This window comes from Pedobacter aquatilis (assembly GCF_032678405.1).
Classification (GTDB): domain Bacteria; phylum Bacteroidota; class Bacteroidia; order Sphingobacteriales; family Sphingobacteriaceae; genus Pedobacter; species Pedobacter aquatilis_A.
In genome coordinates this window covers 496,601-519,234 of sequence record NZ_JAVTSJ010000003.1, presented here as the reverse complement: position 1 = coordinate 519,234, position 22,634 = coordinate 496,601, and the positions used below count along the sequence as shown (strand labels likewise).

Here is a 22,634-nt window from a genome sequence, read left to right as displayed (position 1 = left end):
ATGTGAAATAAAATAAAGAGATTTTCAATTCTCGCTACTAGATACTAGAACAATGGAAACAACTGAAAAAAAAACAATTAAAGGCGGTGAATTCTTAATTAAAGAAACTGTTTATCAGGATGTATTTATTCCTGAAGAATTTGATGAAGAGCAACAAATGATTGCGCAAACCTGTCGAGATTTTTTGGAGGCCGAGGTTTATCCAAACTTAGATAAAATTGATAAACAGGAAGATCCTGAGTTGATGCCTATGCTTTTAACCAAAGCAGGTGAATTGGGTATTCTTGGTGTTTCTGTGCCTGAGGAATATGGAGGTTTTGGTAAAAATTTTAATACCTCAATGCTTGTTGCAGATGTAGTTGGTGCTGGTCATTCCTTTGCTGTAGCACTTTCTGCACATACCGGAATTGGTACTTTGCCGATTCTTTATTATGGTAATGAAGAACAAAAGGCAAAGTATATCCCTAAGTTAGGCTCAGGTGAGTGGAAAGCTGCATACTGCTTAACCGAACCAAACTCTGGATCGGATGCAAACTCAGGAAAAACTAAAGCTAAACTGAGTGATGATGGTAAGCACTATATCATCAACGGACAAAAAATGTGGATCACTAATGGTGGTTTTGCCGATGTATTTATCGTTTTCGCTAAAATAGACGATGATAAAAACTTAACAGCGTTTATCGTAGAAAAAGATTTTGGTGGTATAACCATGAATCCTGAAGAACATAAAATGGGTATTAAAGGTTCGTCTACCCGTCAGGTGTTTTTTAACGATTGTCCGGTTCCGGTAGAGAATATGTTGAGCGACCGTGAAAATGGTTTCAAAATTGCCGTGAACATTTTAAACATTGGCCGGATTAAGCTATCTGCTGCAGCCATTGGTGCATCAAAAGCAACTTTAAATACTGCTATTAATTATTCAAACGAGCGTATCCAGTTTGATCGCCCGATTTCGAAATACGGTGCTATTCGTTTTAAAATTGCAGAAATTGCGTCTAAACTTTATGCCGTTGATGCGGCAAATTATCGTGCTGGTCAGAATATTGATGATACTTACGATGCTTTAGTAGCAGGGGGCATGGAATCTGGTAAAGCGAGGTTAAAATCGGTTGAACAATTTGCAGTAGAATGTGCCATCTTAAAAGTTTGGGGTTCTGAGGCATTGGATTACACTGTTGATGAAGGCGTTCAGATTTATGGGGGCATGGGCTTTAGTGCTGATGCACCAATGGACAGGGCCTATCGTGATGCCCGTATCAATCGTATTTTCGAAGGCACAAACGAAATTAACCGTTTGCTTACTGTTGATATGATGTTGAAGCGTGCGATGAAAGGTGAGTTAGACTTAATGACACCTGCTACTGCGGTTGCTGCTGAGTTAATGAGTATACCTGATTTTGGAGAGGAAGATACTGCATTGTTTGCTGTGGAGAAAAAAGTTTTGGCCAACCTTAAAAAAGCTACCTTAATGGTTGCCGGTGCTGCGGTGCAAAAACTCATGATGACCTTAAGTAAGGAACAGGAAATTTTAATGAATATTGCTGATATGGCAGGTTATGTTTACGTACTGGAATCGGCTTTACTTAGAACTGAAAAATTAGTGGCTACCAAAGGCGAAGCTGCAACTGCCGGCCAGTTAGATTTATTAAGAATTTACCTGGTCGAAGCTGTTGATGGTGTTGCAAAAGCAGGTAAGGAAGCGCTTTGGGCTTTCGCAGAAGGAGATGAACAACGCATGATGCTTGTTGGTTTACGCAGATTTACTAAAGTAGAACCTTTTAATGTTAAAGATGCCCGTCAAAGAGTTGCACAACAATTAATTGAGGCAAATAAATATATTTTTTAAATCGCAAAGCCTAAATAATGGGCTTAATGGAAAGCTAAAAGACTAAAGCGAAGGATGTATAAAGTACAACTGGCTTTAGTCTTTTTATTTTCTGCCTTAAGCTTATTTATTTGTTAAAATTGGTTAAAAATTGTAGCATCCGTATTAAAAGCTTATTTTTGCGGACTATGATAAAGATTAAACACTTTTTATTGTTGGTTTGCATCGCCGGATGTTTTGCTGCCTGTAAAAAAGCGGATAGCAGTATCGATACGTATGATGCAGTTGCACAGTTTAAGGCCGATACAACTGAAATCAGAGCTTTTGTAAAAAAAAATAATTTAACTGTTCTCAAAAATGAGCAGTATGGTGTTTTCTATCAAATTATCCAACCTGGAAGCGGAAATTTAGTTTATTCTGCTTCAACAGGTATTAATGTAGAATATGAAGGCAGACTTTTGAGTGGGACAGTTTTTGATTCATCTAGTGGTACACCTGTATCGCTCACTTTGGGGAATTTAATCCCAGGCTGGCAAATCGGTATCCCTTATATACAGAAAGGTGGTGTAATCAGGTTACTTATTCCTTCTTATTATGGCTATGGTAACATTGCAAGAAATGCCCCTCAGTCGGTGATACCTGCTAATGCACCGCTCGATTTTACAATAACACTTCATGATGCTGCTAACTAATGGGTAAAAAATTTATAAAATTTTTGTGCTGTGCGCTTTTGTTTGTTTCCATTGGATTATCATCATGCAAAAAAGACGAAAACAGTGATAAGCAAATAACAGAGTTTATTCAAAAAAATAATATTAATGCAGTTAAGCATTCTTCTGGCTTATATTATCAGATTATAAAACCTGGAGCAGGTTCTTCTGCTTATCCGGCCGGTACTAAAATTACCATTAAATACGAAGGCAGGTTATTGAATGGAACTGTAATCGACAATGGTGGTGGCGTAGAAAATACTTTTGTGCTAAATCAGCTGATAGAAGGCTGGAAAATCGGTATTCCGCTGATACAAAAAGGTGGCGAGATCAGGTTGATTATTCCTCCTGATTTAGCTTACGGAAGCCAGGCAAGTGGTCCTGTTCCGGCAAATTCAGTTTTAGACTTTACGATACAATTAATAAACGTACAATAATTAATGAAGAATTTTACAAAACTTAGCTTGCTAAGTATTTTAGCTGCAGTGCTGTTATTCACATCTTGTAAAAAGGAATACGATTCTATACAAACTATAGATGATGCAAAAATAGCAAGCTATATACAAAAGAATAACCTGAGCAGTGTTATGGTTCAAGATCCTGATAAAACCGGGTTTTACTATCAGGTATTAACGGCCGGAACTGGAGATACTTTTAAAAACACAGATTCCGTTTTATATAACGTAACCATTAAATCGATGGAAGATGGTACTGGTTATTTACAAACACCGGTTACCGGAAACCTGGCTACTTATGTTGGTTATACAAGTTCTTTTTACTGGTATGATATTTCTTCGACTGTTTACAATATTCCAGCTATCCGTACAGCAATTTTAGCCTTGAAACCAGGAGGCGTTGCCCGTATTTTATTACCATCATATTTAGCTTATGGTAAAAATGGTGCAGGTAATATTCCGTCAAATACAGTGCTTGATGTTACCATTACAACTTATCCTTACAAAAAACAGGCACAACTTGACGATGACAGAATTGTTAAATTTTTGGCGGCGAAAGGTTTAACTGCTTCTGCTGTTAAAGATCCATCGGGCATCTATTATATTGTTAGCACGCAAGGTGCTGGAACGCCAATTGCAGATAAGGAAACCAGTACCGCGATTGTTAATTATACAGGCCGTCTTTTGAGTGGGACTGTATTTGATTCGAGTACTGATGGAACATTTTCATCAAGCTTTGGGGTGTCAAGCGGAATTATTGCAGGCTGGAGAATTATAATCCCAAAATTTGCAGCTGGTACTAAATTAAGAATGATTATCCCATCTAATTTAGCATATTCAACGCGAGGTTCGGGCACAACAATTGCTCCTAACACAGATTTAGATTTTGATATAGAAATTGTGAGCGTTACCAACTAGGCTAACGCTTCTTTAAAAACTTTAAGTACCCTTTCGCGTGCAAATGTATGCTCAACTATTGGTTGGGCATATTTTTTTGTGCCAAATTCTGGTACCCATTTTTTTATGTATACGAATTTCGGGTCGAAACGTTTGGTTTGTAATTCTGGGTTAAATACCCTGAAGTAAGGAGCGGCATCATTTCCTGAGCCTGCTGCCCACTGCCAGCCCCCAACATTACTGGCCATTTCGTAATCGAGTAATTTTTCGGCGAAATAGGCTTCGCCCCAGCGCCAGTCGATTAGCAGGTGCTTCGATAGGAAACTGGCCACCACCATCCTAACGCGGTTGTGCATCCAGCCGGTTTCGTTTAATTGCCGCATGCCTGCATCAACTAAAGGGTAGCCGGTTTCGCCATTACACCAGGCTTTAAATTCCTTTTCATTATTACGCCATTTGATTTTATCGTATTGTTTTTTAAAAGAATCAAAAGCTGCATAAGGAAAATGCCAGAGAATCATCATATAAAATTCCCGCCAGGCTAATTCAGATAGCCATACATTAGCTTTCGCATCGAGCGCATCTTTAACTGCCTTGCGGATGCTTAGCGTGCCAAAGCGTAAGTGCAAACCGATGTGTGTGGTTCCTTCTAAAGCGGGGTAATCGCGTTCTTTTGCGTAATCGGCTAACTTGCTTTTATAACTTATTTTAGGGAAGCTTAGCTTACTTTTTTCAAACCCCATTTCCTTTAATGAAGGCATTGGGTATTTCTTTGTTTGAAAGAAATTTTTAAAATATTTTTTTGTGGGATAGGGCTTTACATAGAAATCGTTAAGCTTGGCATGCCATTGCTTGTAGAATGGGGTAAAAACAGTATACGGTGTTTTATCGGCTTTTAATATTTCTCCCTTTTCAAAAATAACCTGGTCTTTGTATGTTTTAAAGGCAATCTTTTCACTGGTTAAAAACTCGAACATGTTATCATCCCTTTCACGGGCATAAGGTTCGTAATCATGATTGGTGTAAACTTCCTTTACATCAAAATCTCTTAGAATCTCCTGCCATACTTTTTCAGGTTTTCCATATTTTACAATCAGGCTTGAGCCTTTTTGCTCGAGTGCTGCTTTTATGTCTTCAAGTGTCTGGTAAATAAATGTTACCCGGGCATCATCTTCCGGTAATTTATCCAGGATGTTATTGTCTAAAATAAATAATGGTAGAACAGGGTAATCGCTTTTTAAGGCATGATAAAGTGCTGCATTATCTTCTAAGCGTAAATCGCGGCGAAACCAGAAAATACTTATGCTTTGCATGGGAAGTTTAATTGATTAACGATGGAATTGACTGAGCGGCTAAACTTACTTATAAATATCGGCTAATGCTTCTTCCAGTCGTGTAAATTTGAATTTAAAGCCAGCATCCAGTAGTTTCTGTGCAGAAGTGTTGTTGCTCATTAAAACGGCTTCTACTCTTTCGCCCATAAGCAATTCTATGGCTGCTTTTGGTACGTTAAGTGGCCAGAAAGGCCGGTGAAGCTGCCTCGCAATGGCTTTGGTTAAAGCTTTGTTGGTTACCGGAAAGGGAGCACAGGCATTATAGTTGCCTTCCATTTTTATATTTTCTATGGCTTCGATATACATGTTTACCATATCATCATTATGTAGCCACGGTGTCCATTGTTTTCCTGTTCCTATAGCTGCCCCTGCAAACAAACGAACGGGTAAATCGAGCTGGGGAAGTGCACCTCCGGCTTTACTTAATACGATACCGGTACGTAATTTCACTACCCTTAGACTTAATTTTTTTCCCTCATCAACAGCTTGTTCCCAAAGTTTGCAGCATTCGGCCAGAAAGCCAAAACCATTCGGGCTTTCTTCGGTTAAAATCTCATCTCCACAATCGCCGTAATAACCAACTGCAGATGCAGATATAAATGATTTGATATTGTGATTTTTAGATTCCTTAATGGTTTTGAAAAGCAGCTCTGTGGATTTAACGCGACTGTCAATAATCTGTTTTTTACGCTCTTTAGTCCACTTTTTATCAGCAACGGGCTCTCCTGCTAAATGAATAACAGCATCGACACCTGATAAACTCTCCGGGTCGATTTGTTGCTTGTAAACATCCCATTGAAAAGCATTTTTTCCCTCAGGCTTGCGGGATAAAGTATTAACCTCGTAACCTGTACTTAAAAGTTTTTCTTTAAGCACCACACCTACTAAACCCGTTGCACCCGTGATCAGAATTTTCTTAGCCATCTTTTAGAAACACTAAAGGTACAAAAGGGTTTTTTAAATGAACAATTAAGGATGAACAATAACCAATTTTCAGGCACTTAAAAAACATTTACTAATCAACCACAGATTAATGAATCAATAACCATTACAGACCAGCAATTAGCTTGTTTTTCGGCGCTTTGATCGTGTAGCTTAATTTAATTGTTTTAGTTTCGTTTGGTGCAATTTTCAATTTCCAGGTTAATATGCCACTTTCTTTATTTACTTCGGCACTACTGCTTTCCAATAATTCAACTTCAATATCGCTTTCTGTTGATAACGGATACTGGTCTTTTAAAGAAATTTCTATAGCTTCTTTTTTAGTATTCCTGATTTTTATCAGGTAAGTAAACAATTGTTTTTTATTACTTCCAATAAATTTTGTGCTGCTAAAATCTTCCTGTTTTTCTTTTGTAATAATTATTTTCTTGTCTTTACCCATGCTTACACTCAAAGTATCCTGTATACTGGCAGGGTTAATGAACGATTTTCCGGTATAGGTACCTTCGAAAATAATATTTGCCGCACCGGCCTGAAGATTAAGTTTCTCCCAGTTAATAACGTCAGCAAGGAGGTAGGCATCGGTACTTAATCTTGGTGTTGCATAATACCTGTAGTTTGCCGGAACTTCATATTCTTTAAAAGCCACGGTATGTGGTTTGTTATCGCTGTTTACATCATAAGGGATTTCAATGTCGAAAGTAACCCCTAATTGTGTTTCATTAACGCTAGTATAATTGTTTATAGTAGAAACAGACATTTTACTTTCTGCTTTTGCTGCATAGCCTTTAACAACAACAACTTCATTGAGCGCTTGTTCATCGGCTGCGATTCCGGCAACTCTGCCTTGTAAGCTTTTTTGCAATGGCGAAGATGTGGAAACAAACCATGGGTTTAAGTTTGGAGCCGTAATGTTATAACTAGGGTTTCCTGTTGACAGTGAAAGCTTTACTTTTTTCCAATCGAGGCCTGTACTTTGTGTAATGGCCGCCTTATAAACAATTCCTAATGGATTTGAAGTGCTTACCGCTTTGATATCATAACTGGCCAGCCAGCTTGCACTCGGCGTAACGTAAGAAACATTGTAGGTTGCTTCTGTATTTTCTTTGGCCATTAGTTGTAAAACCAATTGTCCTAACTGCTGATTTGGGTTATTCCGTAATTCGGCAACCTGCTGCTGTAAGGCATTCAGTTTTAAGTTTTGTTTCTCTTCAGTTAAATTTAATGCAGCAATTGCATTTCTAACTTCAGCATTTTTCGAACGGTAATATTCGGTCAGTTTTATGAGCTCAGCAACATTAGTTCCATTGCTTGTGCCTCCCGATTTCCTGTTTTCATCTAAAAGCTGTAGGGTCTGTTCTTCAATTGTTTTCGCATTTTTGGTTTTCGTCAGCTCAGCCAAAACAATTTTAATGCTATCATTCAGTTTTTTAATTTCCGGATTTGCCGCCTCGGTATTTAAAAAATCCCTGTTAAACTGTACAGAAAGTATAGTAACACCTGTTGAAACACCAACCTGAATAGAGTTTTCGTTTACTCTACCCGAAATGTTGTTAATAACAATTTCTGACGTGCCTGCTGGCAAGTTAACTTTGCCTTTGTGACCAAGTTGTGCGCCGTTATTATACACTTTGACACTTTCTAAAATGGCTTTGGTTTTAATTTGTTGTTGTGCAAATACACTCAGCGGAAATAGCAAACCTATCAATAGTTTTTTCATCGTTTTTATGATTTTGTGTGTTTCGATTTATAAATGATTGATGATCATATGATTGATTTTCCATAATAAATTTTAAAATTGTTGGCGATTTGTAAATATTCCTGCCGTTTTTGCTCTTGACAGAAAAATAAGATAGATTTGTATATCGCTCTTAATACCCTTTTCGATAGATCATGTCAAAAAAAATTCTTGTTTGGTTTAGAAACGACCTTCGCTTACACGACAACGAAATGCTGGTCGAAGCGATTGCTAAATCGGATTCAATTTTGCCTGTCTATATTATTGATCCGCGGCTTTTTGGGCCAACTAAATACGGTACACTAAAAACAGGAAGTGTAAGGGCTCAGTTTACCTTAGAAAGTGTTGCCGCATTAAGAAATTCATTAAAGCAAATTGGTGGTAATCTTCTGGTCGCAGAAGGTAAGCCCGAAGATATTATTCAGGCTTTAGTTCAGGAGTATGAAATTAATGAAGTTTACCATCACCGGGAAGTTGCTGAAGAAGAAACTCAGATTTCGACGCTTGTTGAAAACGGACTCTGGAAATTACGTATCAATTTAAAGCATTTTATAGGTCATACGCTTTACAATAAAGAAGATTTACCTTTTCCAATTAAGGATATTCCTGATGCATTTAATCAGTTTAAAAAGAAAATTGAACGCGATGCCATTATCAAGCCTTGTTTTTTAGCACCTGACAGAATTAATGTTGCTGAAGTTATTGATTGGGGAAATATCCCAACGCTTACTGATTTGGGCTTAAACCCGCAGGAGAAGGATAACCGATCTGATTTTGAATTTGTTGGTGGCGAAAATGAGGGGGTAAGTACTTTGCAAAAAGTAATTTTGGCAATGCAGCAGGCTGCTACAACAAAAAATTTGATTCTTGCTTCGAAACTTTCTGCCTGGCTGGCCATGGGTTGTCTTTCGCCACGAAAAGTTTATTGGGAGATAAAAAAGATGGAAGGCATGCCTAATACCAAGGCCATGTTTAATCACGTTCTGCTTGGTTTACTTTGGCGTGATTATTTCCGCTTCATGTTTAAAAAATACGGAAATACATTCTTTAAACCTAATGGTTTTGGTAGTCAGGGAATTACGGATGATGTCAATGCCAACGAAAATTTCACTAGCTGGAAAAACGGGCAAACAGGCTTTGCTATTGTAGATGCAGTTATGAACGAGCTTAACCAAACAGGGTATATCTCAAATATTGCCCGTCAAACAGCGGCTTTATACCTTATCAACAACCTTGAGGTAAGCTGGGTTTTTGGTGCTGCTTATTTCGAAGAAAAGCTTATCGATTACAACCCTGCCAGCAATTGGGGTAACTGGGCGAATATGGCCGGTGTTGGTAACGATCAGAAAATGAAAAGTGTTTTCGATTTAGATAAGAATATAAAAAATTTAGACCCAAAAGGTAACTACGCCTTAACCTGGGCCTCGTGAAAACGATAGAATGATTGAGTTTTGAATTATGTGAATACTCAATCATTTTTGGTTTAAAATTCAATCATTTATCAATAATGATTCTATTCTCTTATAAATCTCATTTTAATCGAGTTTTTTAACGAAAATGTTAGGTAAAATTCTAATTTTGTAGTGCTTATAGTAAACAGTAAATAATGGATAGTTTATCTTATCTTAATGGCGCAAACGCCGAATACATAGATTCTTTATATCAGTCGTATCAGCAAGATCCTGAATCAGTTGAGTTTGGATGGCAAAAGTTTTTTGAGGGTTTCGATTTTGGAAGAAGTTCTGAGGCTCCATCTGTAACAGCCGAAACTCCTGAACAATTTTTAAAAGAGGTTAATGTTTTAAACCTGATTGATGGTTATCGTAGCCGCGGTCACTTGTTTACACATACCAATCCGGTACGCGAAAGGCGTAAACACCTTCCAACTTTAGATCTGGCAAACTTTGGTTTATCAGATGCGGATCTGGAAACCGTTTTCAACTCGGGTGTTGAAATTGGTATCGGGGCAGCAAAACTTAAAGATATTATTGCAGTTTTAAAACAGACATATGTAGGCTCAATCGGAGCAGAATATAAATTTTTACGTACACCTGAAGTGTTGAACTGGATTCAGCAGAAAATGGAAAGTACACGTAATACACCAAACTTCTCTATCGAAGAGAAAAAACGTATTCTTAAAAAATTAAACGAAGCGGTAAGTTTCGAAAATTTCCTGGGGACAAAATTCTTAGGTCAAAAGCGCTTTTCTTTAGAAGGGGCAGAAGCGCTAATTCCTGCGCTGGATTCAGTTATTGAAAAAGGTGCTGAGTTAGGTATCGAGGAATTTGTAATTGGTATGGCTCACCGCGGTCGTTTGAACGTTTTGGCTAATATCATGCAAAAAACGTACAAAGATATTTTTACCGAATTTGAGGGTAAAAGCTACAATCCTGAAACACCTTTCGGTGGCGACGTTAAATACCATTTAGGTTATTCTACAGATGTAAGTACCAATTCTGGTAAAAGTGTTCACCTGAGTCTTTGTCCTAATCCATCACACCTGGAAACAGTTGATGGTGTGGTTGAGGGGATGAGCCGTTCGAAAATTGATTTCAAATACGGTGGCGATAACAGTCGCTTAGCACCAATTTTGATTCATGGAGATGCTTCAGTAGCCGGTCAAGGTATTGTTTACGAAGTAATTCAAATGGCAGGACTTGAGGGTTACAAAACCGGTGGAACTATTCACCTGGTAATTAATAACCAGATCGGTTTTACCACAAATTATAAAGATGCACGTACTAGCACTTATTGTACAGATATTGCTAAAGTAACTTTATCGCCAGTTTTCCACGTAAACGGCGATGATCCTGAAGCTTTGGTTTATGCCATTAATTTAGCGATGGAATACCGTCAGAAATATAAAAATGACGTTTTCATCGATATTTTATGTTACCGTCGTTTCGGCCACAATGAGTCTGATGAACCTAAATTCACACAGCCTTTATTGTACAAAACTATTGAGAAACACCCTAATCCAAGGGAAATTTATATTGAGCAATTAACCAAAGAGGGTAAACTTGAGGCTGGCCTGGCAAAGGAAATGGAAAAAGATTTTCGTGGAATTTTACAGGAACGTTTAAATGAAGCCAAAGAATTTGTGGCCGGAAACGCTGAAGTTAAATTTGGTGGTGCATGGGCAGATTTACGCATGGCTACACCTAAAGATTTTGAAACTTCGCCTGTAACAGCGGTAAAAAAATCTACCTTATTAGAAATTGGTAAACGCATAACTACTTTACCTTCGAACAAAAAGTTCTTCAAAAAAATTGAAAAATTATTTGTTGAAAGGACTAAAATGGTAAACGATACGCATGTTTTCGATTGGGCAATGGGTGAGCAACTTGCTTACGGTACATTGCTGTCAGAAGGCAAACGTGTTCGTTTAAGTGGTCAGGATGTAGAGCGTGGTACTTTCTCTCACCGTCACGCAGTATTAACTTTAGAAGACAGCGAGGAAGAATATGTACCATTAGCAAACATTTCAGACCAACAAGCACCTTTCGATATTTACAACTCTCACTTATCAGAATATGGTGTATTAGGTTTTGAATATGGTTACGCGATGGCAAATCCTAACGCTTTAACCATTTGGGAAGCGCAGTTTGGCGATTTCTTTAACGGTGCACAGATTGTGGTTGACCAGTATATTGCAAGTGCAGAAACGAAATGGCAACGTGAAAATGGTTTGGTAATGTTGTTGCCACATGGTTATGAAGGTCAGGGTCCTGAGCACTCATCAGCACGTATTGAACGTTTTATGGAGCTTTGTGCTGATTATAACATGCAGGTAGCAAATTGTACAACCCCGGCGAACTTTTTCCACGTTTTACGCCGTCAGTTTAAACGCGATTTCCGTAAACCATTGGTCGTATTCTCTCCAAAAAGTTTATTGCGTCACCCGGCATGTGTTTCTAAATTAGAAGAATTTACTGAAGGTGGCTTTAAAGAGGTAATTGATGATGTAAATGTTAAGGTTGCAGATGTTACCCGTGTGGTTTTCTGTAGCGGTAAAATTTACTATGAATTGCTTGAAAAACAACAGGCAGATCAGGTGAAACATGTTGCAATTGTTCGTGTTGAACAATTATATCCAACACCTGTTGATCAGATGGAAGCAATTACTAAAAAATATAAAAATGCAACTGAAGTTTTCTGGGTACAGGAAGAGCCTGAAAACATGGGAGCGTGGCCATATTTGTTCCGCAAGTTATATAAAACAGGTTTGAAAGGTATTGATGTAATTTCAAGAAAAGAAAGCAGCAGTACAGCAACTGGTTTTGCTAAACAACATGCCAACCAGCAAGCTTATATTTTAGCAAAAGCACTTGAACTTCCGGTAAAACAAGCTGAAGTAAAAGAGGCTGTTAAGAAAGCAAGTAAAAAAATGGCGGCAGCAGACTAATTGAGGTAGAGGGTTTCAAGGTTTAAGGTAGAAGGTTTTAACCTCAAACATTTAAACATTGCAACTTTAAAACATATAACAACAAAAATTACAATTTTAAAAATATGAGTTTAGAGATAAAAGTTCCACCAGTTGGTGAGTCGATAACGGAAGTTGTTTTATCACAGTGGTTAAAACAAGATGGTGATGTTGTTGAAATGGATGAGGTTATTGCTGAGTTAGAATCAGACAAGGCAACTTTCGAATTAACCGCTGAACAAGCTGGAACTTTAAGAACCATAGCTGCTGAAGGCGATACTTTAGCAATCGGCGCAGTAGTTTGTAAAATTGAAGACGGTGGTGCAGCTCCTGCAAAAGCTGATGCCCCTAAAGCAGAAGAAAAGGCAGTTGTTGCTGAAGAAAAAACTGCAGCTCCAGTTGCTGAGAAATCAGGTGAAAGCTATGCAACCGGAACGCCATCACCGGCAGCTGGAAAAATTCTTGCTGAAAAAGGTATTGACGCTGCAGCTGTTAAAGGCACTGGTGTTGATGGCCGTATTACTAAGGATGATGCTGTGAAAGCAGAGGCGGGTAAAAAAGCTGAGGCACCTAAAGCCGCGGCAGCTGCAGCTCCTGCAACTCCGGCTGGTCCACGTTCTGAGCGTCGTGAGAAAATGTCGCCTTTGCGCAAAACCGTAGCAAAACGTCTGGTTTCTGTTAAAAATGAAACGGCTATGTTAACTACTTTTAACGAAGTTAACATGAAGCCAATTATGGATTTACGCGGTAAATACAAAGATTCTTTCAAAGAAAAACATGGCGTTGGTTTAGGTTTTATGAGCTTCTTCACTAAAGCAGTAACTGAAGCTTTAAAAGATTTTCCCGCTGTAAATGCCCGTATTGAAGGCGAAGAAATTGTTTACAATAACTTTGCGGATGTTTCTATTGCAGTTTCGGCTCCAAAAGGTTTAGTAGTTCCGGTTATCCGCAATGCAGAAAGCATGAGTTTAGCTGAGATTGAAAAATCTGTTTTAGCTTTAGCTTTAAAAGCTCGCGATGGTAAATTAACAATTGAAGAAATGACAGGCGGAACATTCACAATTACCAATGGTGGTGTGTTTGGTTCGATGATGTCTACTCCGATTATTAATGCACCGCAATCGGCTATTTTAGGTATGCACAACATTGTTGAGCGTCCGGTGGCAGAGAAAGGTGAAGTAGTAATTCGTCCGATGATGTATGTTGCTTTATCTTACGATCACAGAATTATCGACGGACGCGAGTCTGTAGGCTTCTTAGTTCGTGTTAAACAATTGTTAGAAGATCCTGCAAGATTATTATTAGGCGTTTAAACCCTAAATTCCAAAAAGGAACTTTCATATTTAAAGCCTCAGCCGTTTGGTTGAGGCTTTTTTGTTTAGATTTTTGCCATCGCAGTGGCGAACGCATAACCTTTTCATCAATCATCTAATCTTGGATATAGCAATTTTATCCTAACTCAAAGATTTCTCGGCTTCGCTCGAAATGACGATATTTAAAAATGAAATTAACTTTCAATCTAAAGTTCCTGCTCTTATTTATTGCGATTTTCATCATTGAGGTTTTAATCGCAAAATACCTGCACGATGCTTATATCCGGCCTTTTGGAGGCGATGTTTTAGTCGTTGTTTTGATTTATGCTTTCTTACGTATTTTTCTCAAAACGAATAGTAAGCGATTGGCGCTAGGTGTATTGATTTTTTCGTTTGTTATTGAGTTTTTACAAGCCTTACATTATGTAGAATGGTTTGGCCTGGAAAATAATAGGTTTTGGAGTATCGTACTGGGAACTTATTTTACGGTGTATGATTTGATCGCTTATTTTGTTGGTTATTTGATTTGTTTACTGTTTCGGGATTAGCTTCTGGGCATGGTAATCAAAACTCCAGCTTCAGAAGTTCTTCATAGGCGTTTCCTTCAAGACCTAATAATTGTGCAAAGGCGGGTTCAGTTTTTATTCCTTGTTTTTTTAGGTCAATCACCTGTTGCCTGAAAGCCTCACCTTTTTCAGCTAATATGGTATATTCGATAAGCATGTGCCGGTAAGCATTTTGGCCTTGAGTTGGGATGTTTTGCCCGAATACCTCAATTTCAAAATCATCAATAAAGAAATTGGCTTTTACCGAATTAAAGGTCGGACTTTCTGAAATCACAAAACCCATATTATTTTGAAAGAGTTTTGTGAGCTGATTCCTAAACTCTTCCTTATTCTTAAAATAGCAAATGATGTCTAAATCGCTATTCTCAATATCAATATTTATGGGGATGGTTCCGGTTAAGATAGGCGTATAGTTGGCTAGCTTAGTTAAAATTGAATGCGCAGTTAATACTTTGTAAGCCTTTTTCTGCCTTTGACTCCCCGTTCTAAGATAAGTTATATCGATAAAATTTATCATCTTGTTAGCTGTTTGCAGCATTTGCTTTTGCAACAGCTAAAGTTAGTAAACCTGATAGTATGAATGACAATTCGTTTTAATGCTTTCTTTTTATTTTTGCTGAAATTAATAAAGCCGCATAAAAAAGCCCATTTCAATTAAGAAACGGGCTTTTCTTTATGCTCGTCACCCTGAATTTGTTTCAGGGTCTTCATGCTATAAGATGCTGAAATAAATTCAGCATGACGATTTGCTTAATTATTAGTCCTCAACTATTTCACTGTTGATGCTTACTTCATCCTTTACATCTTCTTTAAAGTAGTTTTTCTGGAAGATCAGGATTAGTATTACACCAACCGAAATTGCGGCATCTGCAAGGTTAAAAACAGGTCGGAAGAATACAAATTCATCGCCGCCCCAGATTGGTAACCAGCTTGGGAAATGTCCTTCGGCAATAGGGAAGTAAAGCATATCTACAACCCGGCCATGAAACCAGCTTTCGTAACCATAAATCTTTCCGTAAAAAACCGAATCGATGATGTTACCTAATGCGCCAGCGAAAATAAGGGCAACATTTAAAATTAAACCCCTGTGGTATTTTTGCTTGATTAGGTAGTGTAAACCATAACCGATACCAGCAACGGCAGCAATACGGAATAATGATAATGCCAGTTTTCCAAACTCCCCGCCAAATTCCATCCCGAATGCCATCCCATTGTTTTCGGTAAAATGGATAATAAACCATTTACCAATAATATTGAATTCCTGGCCAAGATACATGTGGGTTTTAATCCATGTTTTTAGTACTTGGTCGGCAAGTAAAACTAAAAAGATAACGATTAAAGGTTTTGTATAGCCTTTCATTAATTCTGTTTTAATTTAGCTTCCATGCTTAATGTAGCGTGTGGAACTGCACGTAAACGTTCTTTTTGAATTAATTTACCAGTTTCGCGGCAAATACCATAAGTTTTATTCTCGATACGAACCAATGCATTTTCGAGGTTATCGATAAATTTTTTCTGACGAGCAGCTAACTGGTTAATTTGCTCTTTCTCCATGGTTGCAGAACCATCTTCTAATGTTTTGTAAGCTCCCGAGGTATCTTCCGTGCCATTAGCGTTAGGATTACTTAATGATGCGGTTAATGCATTAAGTTCTTCTTTCGCCATGCGTAATTTATCTTGAATTAATTCTTTAAATTCCTGAAGTTCACTGTCTGAGTAGCGTGTTTTGTTACTATTTTCCATGCTTTTAATTTAGTTTTCTAATATATGGATTTATATTTTAGTTACTGAAATGCTTAACTCAACATCGTCGATAACGATTTTGTTTGCATTGGATGCAGTATCTGTTAATTCTAGTTCATCAGCTAAAATTTCTGCGCAAATGTATGCCTTGTTTTTAGCAACTGCACCGGCCACAAGATTATCATTTTGTAAAGAAACCTTAATCCTGTCGGTTACTTCAAAGTTTAATTCTTTACGTAAATTCTGAATCCGGTTTACTAATTCACGGGAAATTCCTTCTTGTTTCAATTCTTCGGTAATGGTAACGTCCAGGGCAACAGTAAGGTTTCCGATGTTTGTTACCTGCCATCCCGGAATATCTTCGGCGAATACCTCAACATCCTCATTTAAATCAATAGCATGCTGGAAGTTATCGCTTCCAAAAACATTGATGTAGCCATCAATTTCTAAACGCTGGATATCATCCTGGGTCATGTTTTCTAAAGCTTGCTTTACAATGCTCATATCCTTACCCACCTTTTTACCTAAGGATTTGAAGTTTGGCTTCAGCTTTTTCTTAACAATACCATGGGTATCGGTAATGAATTCGATGTGTTTTACATTCGTTTCAGAAAGGATATAATCGGCAACTTTTGAGATTTTTTGCTCGAAATCCCCATTTAATGATGGGATTAAGATTTTCTCTAAAGGCTGACGAACATTGATACTTGATTTTTTGCGCAATGATAAAACCATTGATGAAATATCCTGAGCATAAACCATGCGTTCGTTCAAATCTGTATCGATTAAACTTTCATCCGCCTCATTCCACAAGGTTAAGTGTACAGATTGTTGTGCTGTTTTATCAGTAACCGTTAGGTTTTTGTATAACCAATCGGCAAAGAAAGGTGCAATCGGGCTCATCAGCTGTGCTAATGTTTCCAGGCAAGTATAAAGCGTTTCGTAAGCAGCACGTTTATCATCTGTCATTTCACCTTTCCAGAAACGGCGGCGACTTAGCCTGATGTACCAGTTACTCAAATGCTCATCAACAAAGGTTTGTATTGCTCTTGATGCTTTTGTTGGTTCGTATGTGTTGTAAGCTTCGTCAACCTCTTTAATCAGGTTCTGCAACAGCGATAAAATCCAGCGATCTAATTCTGTTCTTTCTGCTACTTTACTTAAGTTGTTCTTATCAATTTCGAATTTATCGATGTTGGCATATAGAGCGAAGAAAGCATAGGTGTTATAAAGTGTTCCGAAGAACTTACGGCGTACCTCATCTAATCCTTCAAGGCTAAATTTCAGGTTGTCCCAGGGTGAAGCATTGCTAATCATATACCAACGGGTGGCATCGGCACTGTAAGTTTCAATTGTACTGAATGGATCAACGGCATTGCCTAAACGTTTAGACATTTTGTTACCGTTTTTATCCAACACTAAACCGTTTGAAACTACATTTTTGAATGCCACGCCAGGATTGCCGGTTTTAGCATTTACAGCTTTTATTTCATCGCTGGTTTCGCTTAACATTACGGCAATTGCATGCAACGTAAAGAACCAGCCACGCGTTTGGTCAACACCTTCCGCGATGAAATCGGCAGGGTAGGCGTTTTCAAATTCTTCTTTATTTTCGAAAGGGAAATGCCACTGTGCATAAGGCATGGCACCGCTATCAAACCAAACGTCAATAAGGTCAGTTTCACGCATCATTTTTTCACCTTTTGATGAAGTTAAAATTACATCATCAACATACGGACGGTGCATATCTTTCAGCTCGAAACCTGCAGGCATGAAACCAGCTTCGATTGATTTTACGATTTCCGCATTTAAATCGGAAATAGAGCCAATACATTTTTCCTCCAAACCATCAGCAGTACGCCAGATTGGTAGTGGCGTACCCCAATAGCGTGAACGCGATAAATTCCAGTCAACCAGATTCTCTAACCAGTTTCCGAAACGTCCTGTTCCTGTCGATTCTGGTTTCCAGTTAATGGTTTTATTTAACTCAGCCATTTTATCCTTAACTGCTGTGGTTTTGATAAACCAGCTATCCAAAGGATAATAAAGAACAGGTTTATCGGTTCTCCAGCAGTGCGGGTATGTGTGGACGTACTTTTCTACTTTAAATGCTTTGTTTTCTTCCTTTAACTGGATGGCTAATTCTACATCAACCGATTTTTCAGGTGCTTCGCCTTCTTTATAATATTCGTTTTTAACGTATTTACCACCATAATTACCACCTAATGAAGCGATGAATTTTCCTTGTAAATCAACTAAAGGAACGGCATTGCCTTTTTCATCCAATACCAACATCGGTGGAATTTCGGGCGTAGCAAGTTTAGCAACACGGGCATCATCGGCGCCAAAAGTTGGTGCTGTATGAACAATACCGGTACCATCTTCAGTAGTAACGAAATCGCCTGAAATTACGCGAAAAGCATTTTCTGCATGTTGATAAGGCAATGCATACGGCAATAACTGCTCATATTTAATGCCTACTAAATCAGCGCCTGCGAATTCCCCTAAAATAGTATAAGGAATTTTCTTGTCCTCCGCTTTATAGTTATTTAAATCGGCTTCGGTTTCTGTAGCAAAGTATTTTCCTGAAAACTGTTTGCCAACCAATGCCTTGGCTAAAATAACCTGAACCGGCTCAAAAGTATATTGATTAAAGGTTTTAACTAAAACATAATCGATTTTAGGGCCAACGGTTAATGCGGTATTACTTGGTAATGTCCATGGAGTAGTTGTCCAAGCCAGAAAATGAATGGAGCCAAAGCTTTTCAGTGCTTCTGGTAAGGTTTCATTAATTGCTTTAAACTGAGCTACAATAGTGGTATCGCTAACATCTTTATAAGTACCTGGTTGGTTTAACTCGTGCGAACTTAAGCCAGTACCTGCAGCAGGCGAATAAGGCTGAACGGTGTAACCTTTATATAAAAATCCTTTATCGTAGAGTTGTTTTAAAATCCACCAAAGGGTTTCTATGTATTCGTTTTCGTAAGTAATATATGGGTTTTCAAGGTCGACCCAATAACCCATTTTCTCAGTCAGATCGTTCCAAACATCAGTGTAACGCATCACCTCTTCCCTACAAGCGGCGTTGTAATCATCTACACTAATTTTTTTGCCGATATCTTCTTTGGTAATGCCTAATTTCTTTTCAACGGCAAGTTCAATTGGCAAGCCATGCGTATCCCAACCACCTTTGCGTTTTACCTGATAGCCTTTTAATGTTTTGTAACGGCAAAAAATATCTTTAATAGCACGGGCCATTACGTGGTGAATCCCCGGCATACCATTGGCAGACGGCGGTCCTTCGTAAAAAGTAAACGGATTAGATTTTGGGCGTGAAGAAATGCTTTTTTCAAAGATGTTTTCCTTTTTCCAAAAATCCAGTATTTCCTGCCCTATTTTGGCAAGTTCCAATTGTTTAAATTCGCTATACATCAATCAAGTACCTCAAAAAATTAAGGTTGCAAAGTTAAAGTTTTTCGCTCAAATTTGGTAGTTTTGATGTAAATACTTTGTCGTGAAATTATTTAATATCGGACTTGCGTTAATGATTATTTCAATAATTGTCTTGCCAATCGTTGCCCTTATTAATCCTGCCAACCGCGATTTGGTGCTATATGCATTTTATTTTTGTGGCTTGCTCGAACTTATCGGGCTCATCTTTGTTTTAATTCATATTATTAAACTCAAAAGGAATAGCTCATGATAAAGCTCCTTAAGTTGCAGAAAGCCGTTTTCGTATTAATTCTGGGGGTGCTATCGTACATTGCATACCGAGTTTTGGATGCTTATCATGTTCATGGTGCCCGTTATTTGCAAATGCTTGCCGGTGCACTTGTTATCGTTGGAGCAATCTGGTTATTGTACCCGATTCTTTTTGCCAAGAAAGATGATGATGGAAACGCCGAAATAATTACTGATCCAAAGGTTGAAGTTCCTGAAGAGGATGAAAAACCGGTAGCGGAGTAGGGTTAAACCAGCAAGTAGATCAATTTAATTAATCTGCGAAATCTCCGAATCTGCGGGAGAAGATTGAGCTAAATATTTGAAAAGCAAAACCTGCATTTCATTTGAGTGTTCGTCCTGCTGTTCGCTTTACTTGCTCCATGAAAAATTTCACTCGTGTCTGCTATCATCAGGTTTAAACTGCTCAAGCCAGAATAAAAAACTACAACCTTTTTCCCTCCAACGGCCAATAAAAAAGCCCAAGATTAACATCATGGACTTATATATTTTATATTAAGGTTTACAGCAAAAACTAATAACTGTCAAATGAGGTTCAAATTAATGGTCAAATTCGCCCACATTTCTCGCCGACTCTTCATCTGAAACAACTTTTCTAACTTTCTTTTTGTCAAGCCATAATACTAAAGCAGGTAATAAGGTTAGGTTAAAAATAAGCGCTACAAATAAAGTAATCGAAAGCAGTAATCCTAGAACCACAGTTCCGCCAAAGGTTGATGCCGTAAAGATTCCGAAACCAAAGAATAATATTAATGCAATATGAGTCATACTCACTCCGGTTTCTGTAATCGTATCTGTGATCACTTTTGGTACAGAGAAATTGGTTAAATTCAGTTCTTGCTGGTAACGGGTTAAGAAATATATGGTCTGGTCTGAAGCTAATCCAAAAGCAATAGTGAAAATTAGAATTGTAGAAGGCTTTAATGAAATTCCAAAATAGCCCATTATCCCGGCAGTTATAATTAAAGGAACGATATTGGGAAGCAAGGAGATAAACATTATTCCTAAACTTTTAAATTGTGCTAAACGCAATAATGAAATCAGCACGATTGCCAATCCGATACTTTCAAAAAGATGGCGGAGCATATAATCAGTTCCTTTTGAAAAGATAACGCTCGATCCGGTAAGTTCTACATCAAATTTATCAGGAGGCAGGATACTGTCGATACGTGGTTTTAGCTCGGCCATGATGGCATCAAGTCGTTTCGAGCCAACGTCGGCCATTTGAAAACTAATTCTTGTGCTCTGGTTCCCTTTACTTACAAAGTTGGTTAATAAGCTTGCATTGCCTTTTCCACCACTTGCAATGTAAGCAAGTATGAAATTCTTCTCCATATTATCAGGCAAACGGAAGAATGTTGTATCGTTATTGTAGAAAGCCTGCGTAGCATATTTTAAACCCATGTTAACCGATATAGAACGGGAAAACTCCGGATAAGCGGAAATCATTTTTTCCATCTTTTCCATTCTTTTTAGGTTCGTTAAATTGAAAACACCATTCTTTTTCTTCGTATCTACACTTACCTCCAATGGTAAAATACCTTCAAAGTTTTTCTCAAAAAACTTTAAATCGGTTAAAATTTCTGAGTTTTTAGGCAAGTCATCCACAACATAACCATTAACGTTAATTTTCATTACACCAATAAAAGCAATGATTGAAATAACAATAGTACCAATATAGATTGCACTGCTCTTTTGCTGAACTAAATTGTCGGTTTTAACTAATAACTGATGTAAAAATCCTGCTTCAACATGTGTTTGTGCTTTTATTTTTGGTGCTGGTAAATAACTGAATATAATCGGGATCAAACAAAGGCACATCAACCAGGTAACCATAACATTTATGGATGCAACACTGCCAAACTGCATCAGCAATTCGCTTCCCGTAAAGTATAAAACGCCAAAACCGATAGCTGCAGTAATGTTGGCAATCAAAGTAGTAACCGCAATTCGCTCAATAGTTACACTTAGTGCCCTTTGCTTATCGCCATCTTTTCTAAGCTCATTCTGGTATTTATTCAATAGCAAAATACTATTAGGGATACCGATAATTACAATAAGTGGTGGAATTAATCCCGTTAAAATGGTAAGTTCAAAACCAAATAATACTAATGTGCCAATGCTCCAGATTACACCCATGATAACCACTAAAATTGGAAAAAACACCGCGTAAAATTTCCTGAAGAAAATCAATAAGATTATGGCCGAAACCAGAATGGAAAGACCTAGGAAGAGCACAAATTCATTGCTTACCAGTTTACTAACCGCAGTGCGGATGTAAGGTAAACCAGAAATATGAACCTGTATTTTGGTTTTCTCCTGAAAGGCTTTTGCCTTATCCTCAATTTGCTTTAAAATCGGATTACGTTTTGCGCTATTCAGGATTTTGGTATCGAAGGTGATGGCCATTAAAGTTGCATGCTGTCTGTTGTAAACCAATCCTTCAAAAAATGGGGTGTTAAACAAGGTGTTTTTGATGGAATCCATCTCTGCGTCAGTTTTGACTAATCCATTTGGGATTGCCTTTAACACAAATTTCTGCTCAATGGTGTCTTTTTCAAGCTGGAAAATCCTTCCTGACGACAATACCTGTTTTATGCCACTTAATTTCTGGATATCATTCGAAAGCTGAACCCATTGGTTGTAAATTTCTTTTTTAAAAATATCAGGCGATTGTATCCCAACAACCATAACACTGCCATCTTCACCAAAGGTTTTTTTGAAATTGTTGTACTTAACAAAAGCACTATCGGTTACAGGTAAAATTTTACTGCCTGTGTAAGAAAGTTTAACGTTTTTGGCCTGATAAGCCATGAAAATTGTACCCAATAAAAAGAATACGGAAATTGCGATACGGTTCTGAAGAATAAATCTCGATAGCTTTACCCACATGTGTAGCCTTGTTTTAATAATAATGATAAAGGCAAAACTAATCTTATTTATAAAT

The 22,634-nt window shown here is 37.9% G+C and carries 17 protein-coding genes; 9 read left to right on the top strand and 8 right to left on the bottom strand.

Annotation, left to right across the window (positions count from 1 at the left end; translation table 11 throughout):
• Window positions 1-52: 52 nt before the first annotated feature.
• The 4 genes from R2R71_RS11565 to R2R71_RS11550 all read left to right on the top strand — a co-directional run bounded on the left by R2R71_RS11565 (window position 53) and on the right by R2R71_RS11550 (window position 3,908).
• Window positions 53-1,846 carry an acyl-CoA dehydrogenase family protein gene (locus tag R2R71_RS11565; RefSeq protein ID WP_316831421.1) on the top strand — a complete coding sequence of 598 codons (1,794 nt, stop codon included), beginning with the start codon at window positions 53-55 and terminating at the stop codon, window positions 1,844-1,846.
• Between the two features lie 167 nt (window positions 1,847-2,013).
• Window positions 2,014-2,517, top strand: a complete 504-nt coding sequence (locus R2R71_RS11560; protein WP_316831420.1) for an FKBP-type peptidyl-prolyl cis-trans isomerase — start codon at window positions 2,014-2,016, stop codon at window positions 2,515-2,517.
• Window positions 2,517-2,972 (top strand): FKBP-type peptidyl-prolyl cis-trans isomerase, encoded by a 456-nt coding sequence (locus tag R2R71_RS11555; protein ID WP_316831419.1) that lies wholly within the window; start codon window positions 2,517-2,519, stop codon window positions 2,970-2,972. The genes R2R71_RS11560 and R2R71_RS11555 overlap by 1 nt, the downstream gene beginning before the upstream one ends.
• 3 nt (window positions 2,973-2,975) lie before the next feature.
• Entirely contained in the window at window positions 2,976-3,908 is a 933-nt protein-coding gene (locus R2R71_RS11550; RefSeq protein ID WP_316831418.1) for an FKBP-type peptidyl-prolyl cis-trans isomerase, read from the top strand.
• Here R2R71_RS11550 and R2R71_RS11545 read toward each other — a convergent pair.
• From R2R71_RS11545 to R2R71_RS11535, 3 genes are all read right to left on the bottom strand, one after another.
• A complete protein-coding gene (locus tag R2R71_RS11545) occupies window positions 3,905-5,200 on the bottom strand; it encodes a deoxyribodipyrimidine photo-lyase (protein ID WP_316831417.1) in 1,296 nt (431 codons plus the stop codon). The two genes, R2R71_RS11550 and R2R71_RS11545, sit on opposite strands and share 4 nt — an antisense overlap.
• Before the next feature lie 45 nt (window positions 5,201-5,245).
• Window positions 5,246-6,145, bottom strand: coding sequence for a TIGR01777 family oxidoreductase (locus tag R2R71_RS11540; protein WP_316831416.1), 900 nt, complete (start codon window positions 6,143-6,145; stop codon window positions 5,246-5,248).
• A gap of 124 nt (window positions 6,146-6,269) precedes the next feature.
• Complete coding sequence (locus R2R71_RS11535) at window positions 6,270-7,883, bottom strand: DUF4139 domain-containing protein (protein ID WP_316831415.1); 1,614 nt, start codon at window positions 7,881-7,883, stop codon at window positions 6,270-6,272.
• Between the two features lie 173 nt (window positions 7,884-8,056).
• Here R2R71_RS11535 and R2R71_RS11530 point away from each other — a divergent pair, with 173 nt between their 5' ends.
• From R2R71_RS11530 to R2R71_RS11515, 4 genes are all read left to right on the top strand, one after another.
• The gene (locus R2R71_RS11530; RefSeq protein WP_316831414.1) at window positions 8,057-9,331 is read left to right on the top strand and encodes a DASH family cryptochrome; all 1,275 of its coding nucleotides are present in this window, start codon (window positions 8,057-8,059) and stop codon (window positions 9,329-9,331) included.
• Window positions 9,332-9,507: 176 nt separating this feature from the next.
• On the top strand, window positions 9,508-12,306 hold the full coding sequence (locus tag R2R71_RS11525) for a 2-oxoglutarate dehydrogenase E1 component (protein WP_316831413.1): 2,799 nt from the start codon (window positions 9,508-9,510) through the stop codon (window positions 12,304-12,306).
• A gap of 104 nt (window positions 12,307-12,410) precedes the next feature.
• Window positions 12,411-13,637 (top strand): 2-oxoglutarate dehydrogenase complex dihydrolipoyllysine-residue succinyltransferase, encoded by a 1,227-nt coding sequence (gene odhB, locus R2R71_RS11520; RefSeq protein WP_316831412.1) that lies wholly within the window; start codon window positions 12,411-12,413, stop codon window positions 13,635-13,637.
• 188 nt (window positions 13,638-13,825) lie between these two features.
• On the top strand, window positions 13,826-14,185 hold the full coding sequence (locus R2R71_RS11515) for a DUF2809 domain-containing protein (protein WP_316831411.1): 360 nt from the start codon (window positions 13,826-13,828) through the stop codon (window positions 14,183-14,185).
• Between the two features lie 16 nt (window positions 14,186-14,201).
• On the opposite strand, the gene R2R71_RS11510 is transcribed toward R2R71_RS11515, so the two are convergent.
• From R2R71_RS11510 to ileS, 4 genes are all read right to left on the bottom strand, one after another.
• Entirely contained in the window at window positions 14,202-14,720 is a 519-nt protein-coding gene (locus R2R71_RS11510; RefSeq protein ID WP_316831410.1) for a DUF4269 domain-containing protein, read from the bottom strand.
• Between the two features lie 240 nt (window positions 14,721-14,960).
• Window positions 14,961-15,563, bottom strand: a complete 603-nt coding sequence (locus tag R2R71_RS11505; protein WP_316831409.1) for a lipoprotein signal peptidase — start codon at window positions 15,561-15,563, stop codon at window positions 14,961-14,963.
• Entirely contained in the window at window positions 15,563-15,946 is a 384-nt protein-coding gene (locus R2R71_RS11500) for a TraR/DksA family transcriptional regulator (protein WP_316831408.1), read from the bottom strand. The genes R2R71_RS11505 and R2R71_RS11500 overlap by 1 nt, the downstream gene beginning before the upstream one ends.
• 30 nt (window positions 15,947-15,976) lie before the next feature.
• Complete coding sequence (gene ileS / locus R2R71_RS11495; RefSeq protein WP_316831407.1) at window positions 15,977-19,378, bottom strand: isoleucine--tRNA ligase; 3,402 nt, start codon at window positions 19,376-19,378, stop codon at window positions 15,977-15,979.
• A 267-nt stretch (window positions 19,379-19,645) separates the two neighbouring features.
• Here ileS and R2R71_RS11490 point away from each other — a divergent pair, with 267 nt between their 5' ends.
• The gene (locus tag R2R71_RS11490; RefSeq protein WP_316831406.1) at window positions 19,646-19,912 is read left to right on the top strand and encodes an isoleucyl-tRNA synthetase; all 267 of its coding nucleotides are present in this window, start codon (window positions 19,646-19,648) and stop codon (window positions 19,910-19,912) included.
• Window positions 19,913-20,227: 315 nt separating this feature from the next.
• Here R2R71_RS11490 and R2R71_RS11485 read toward each other — a convergent pair whose 3' ends face one another.
• On the bottom strand, window positions 20,228-22,579 hold the full coding sequence (locus R2R71_RS11485) for an efflux RND transporter permease subunit (protein WP_316831405.1): 2,352 nt from the start codon (window positions 22,577-22,579) through the stop codon (window positions 20,228-20,230).
• Window positions 22,580-22,634: the final 55 nt, after the last annotated feature.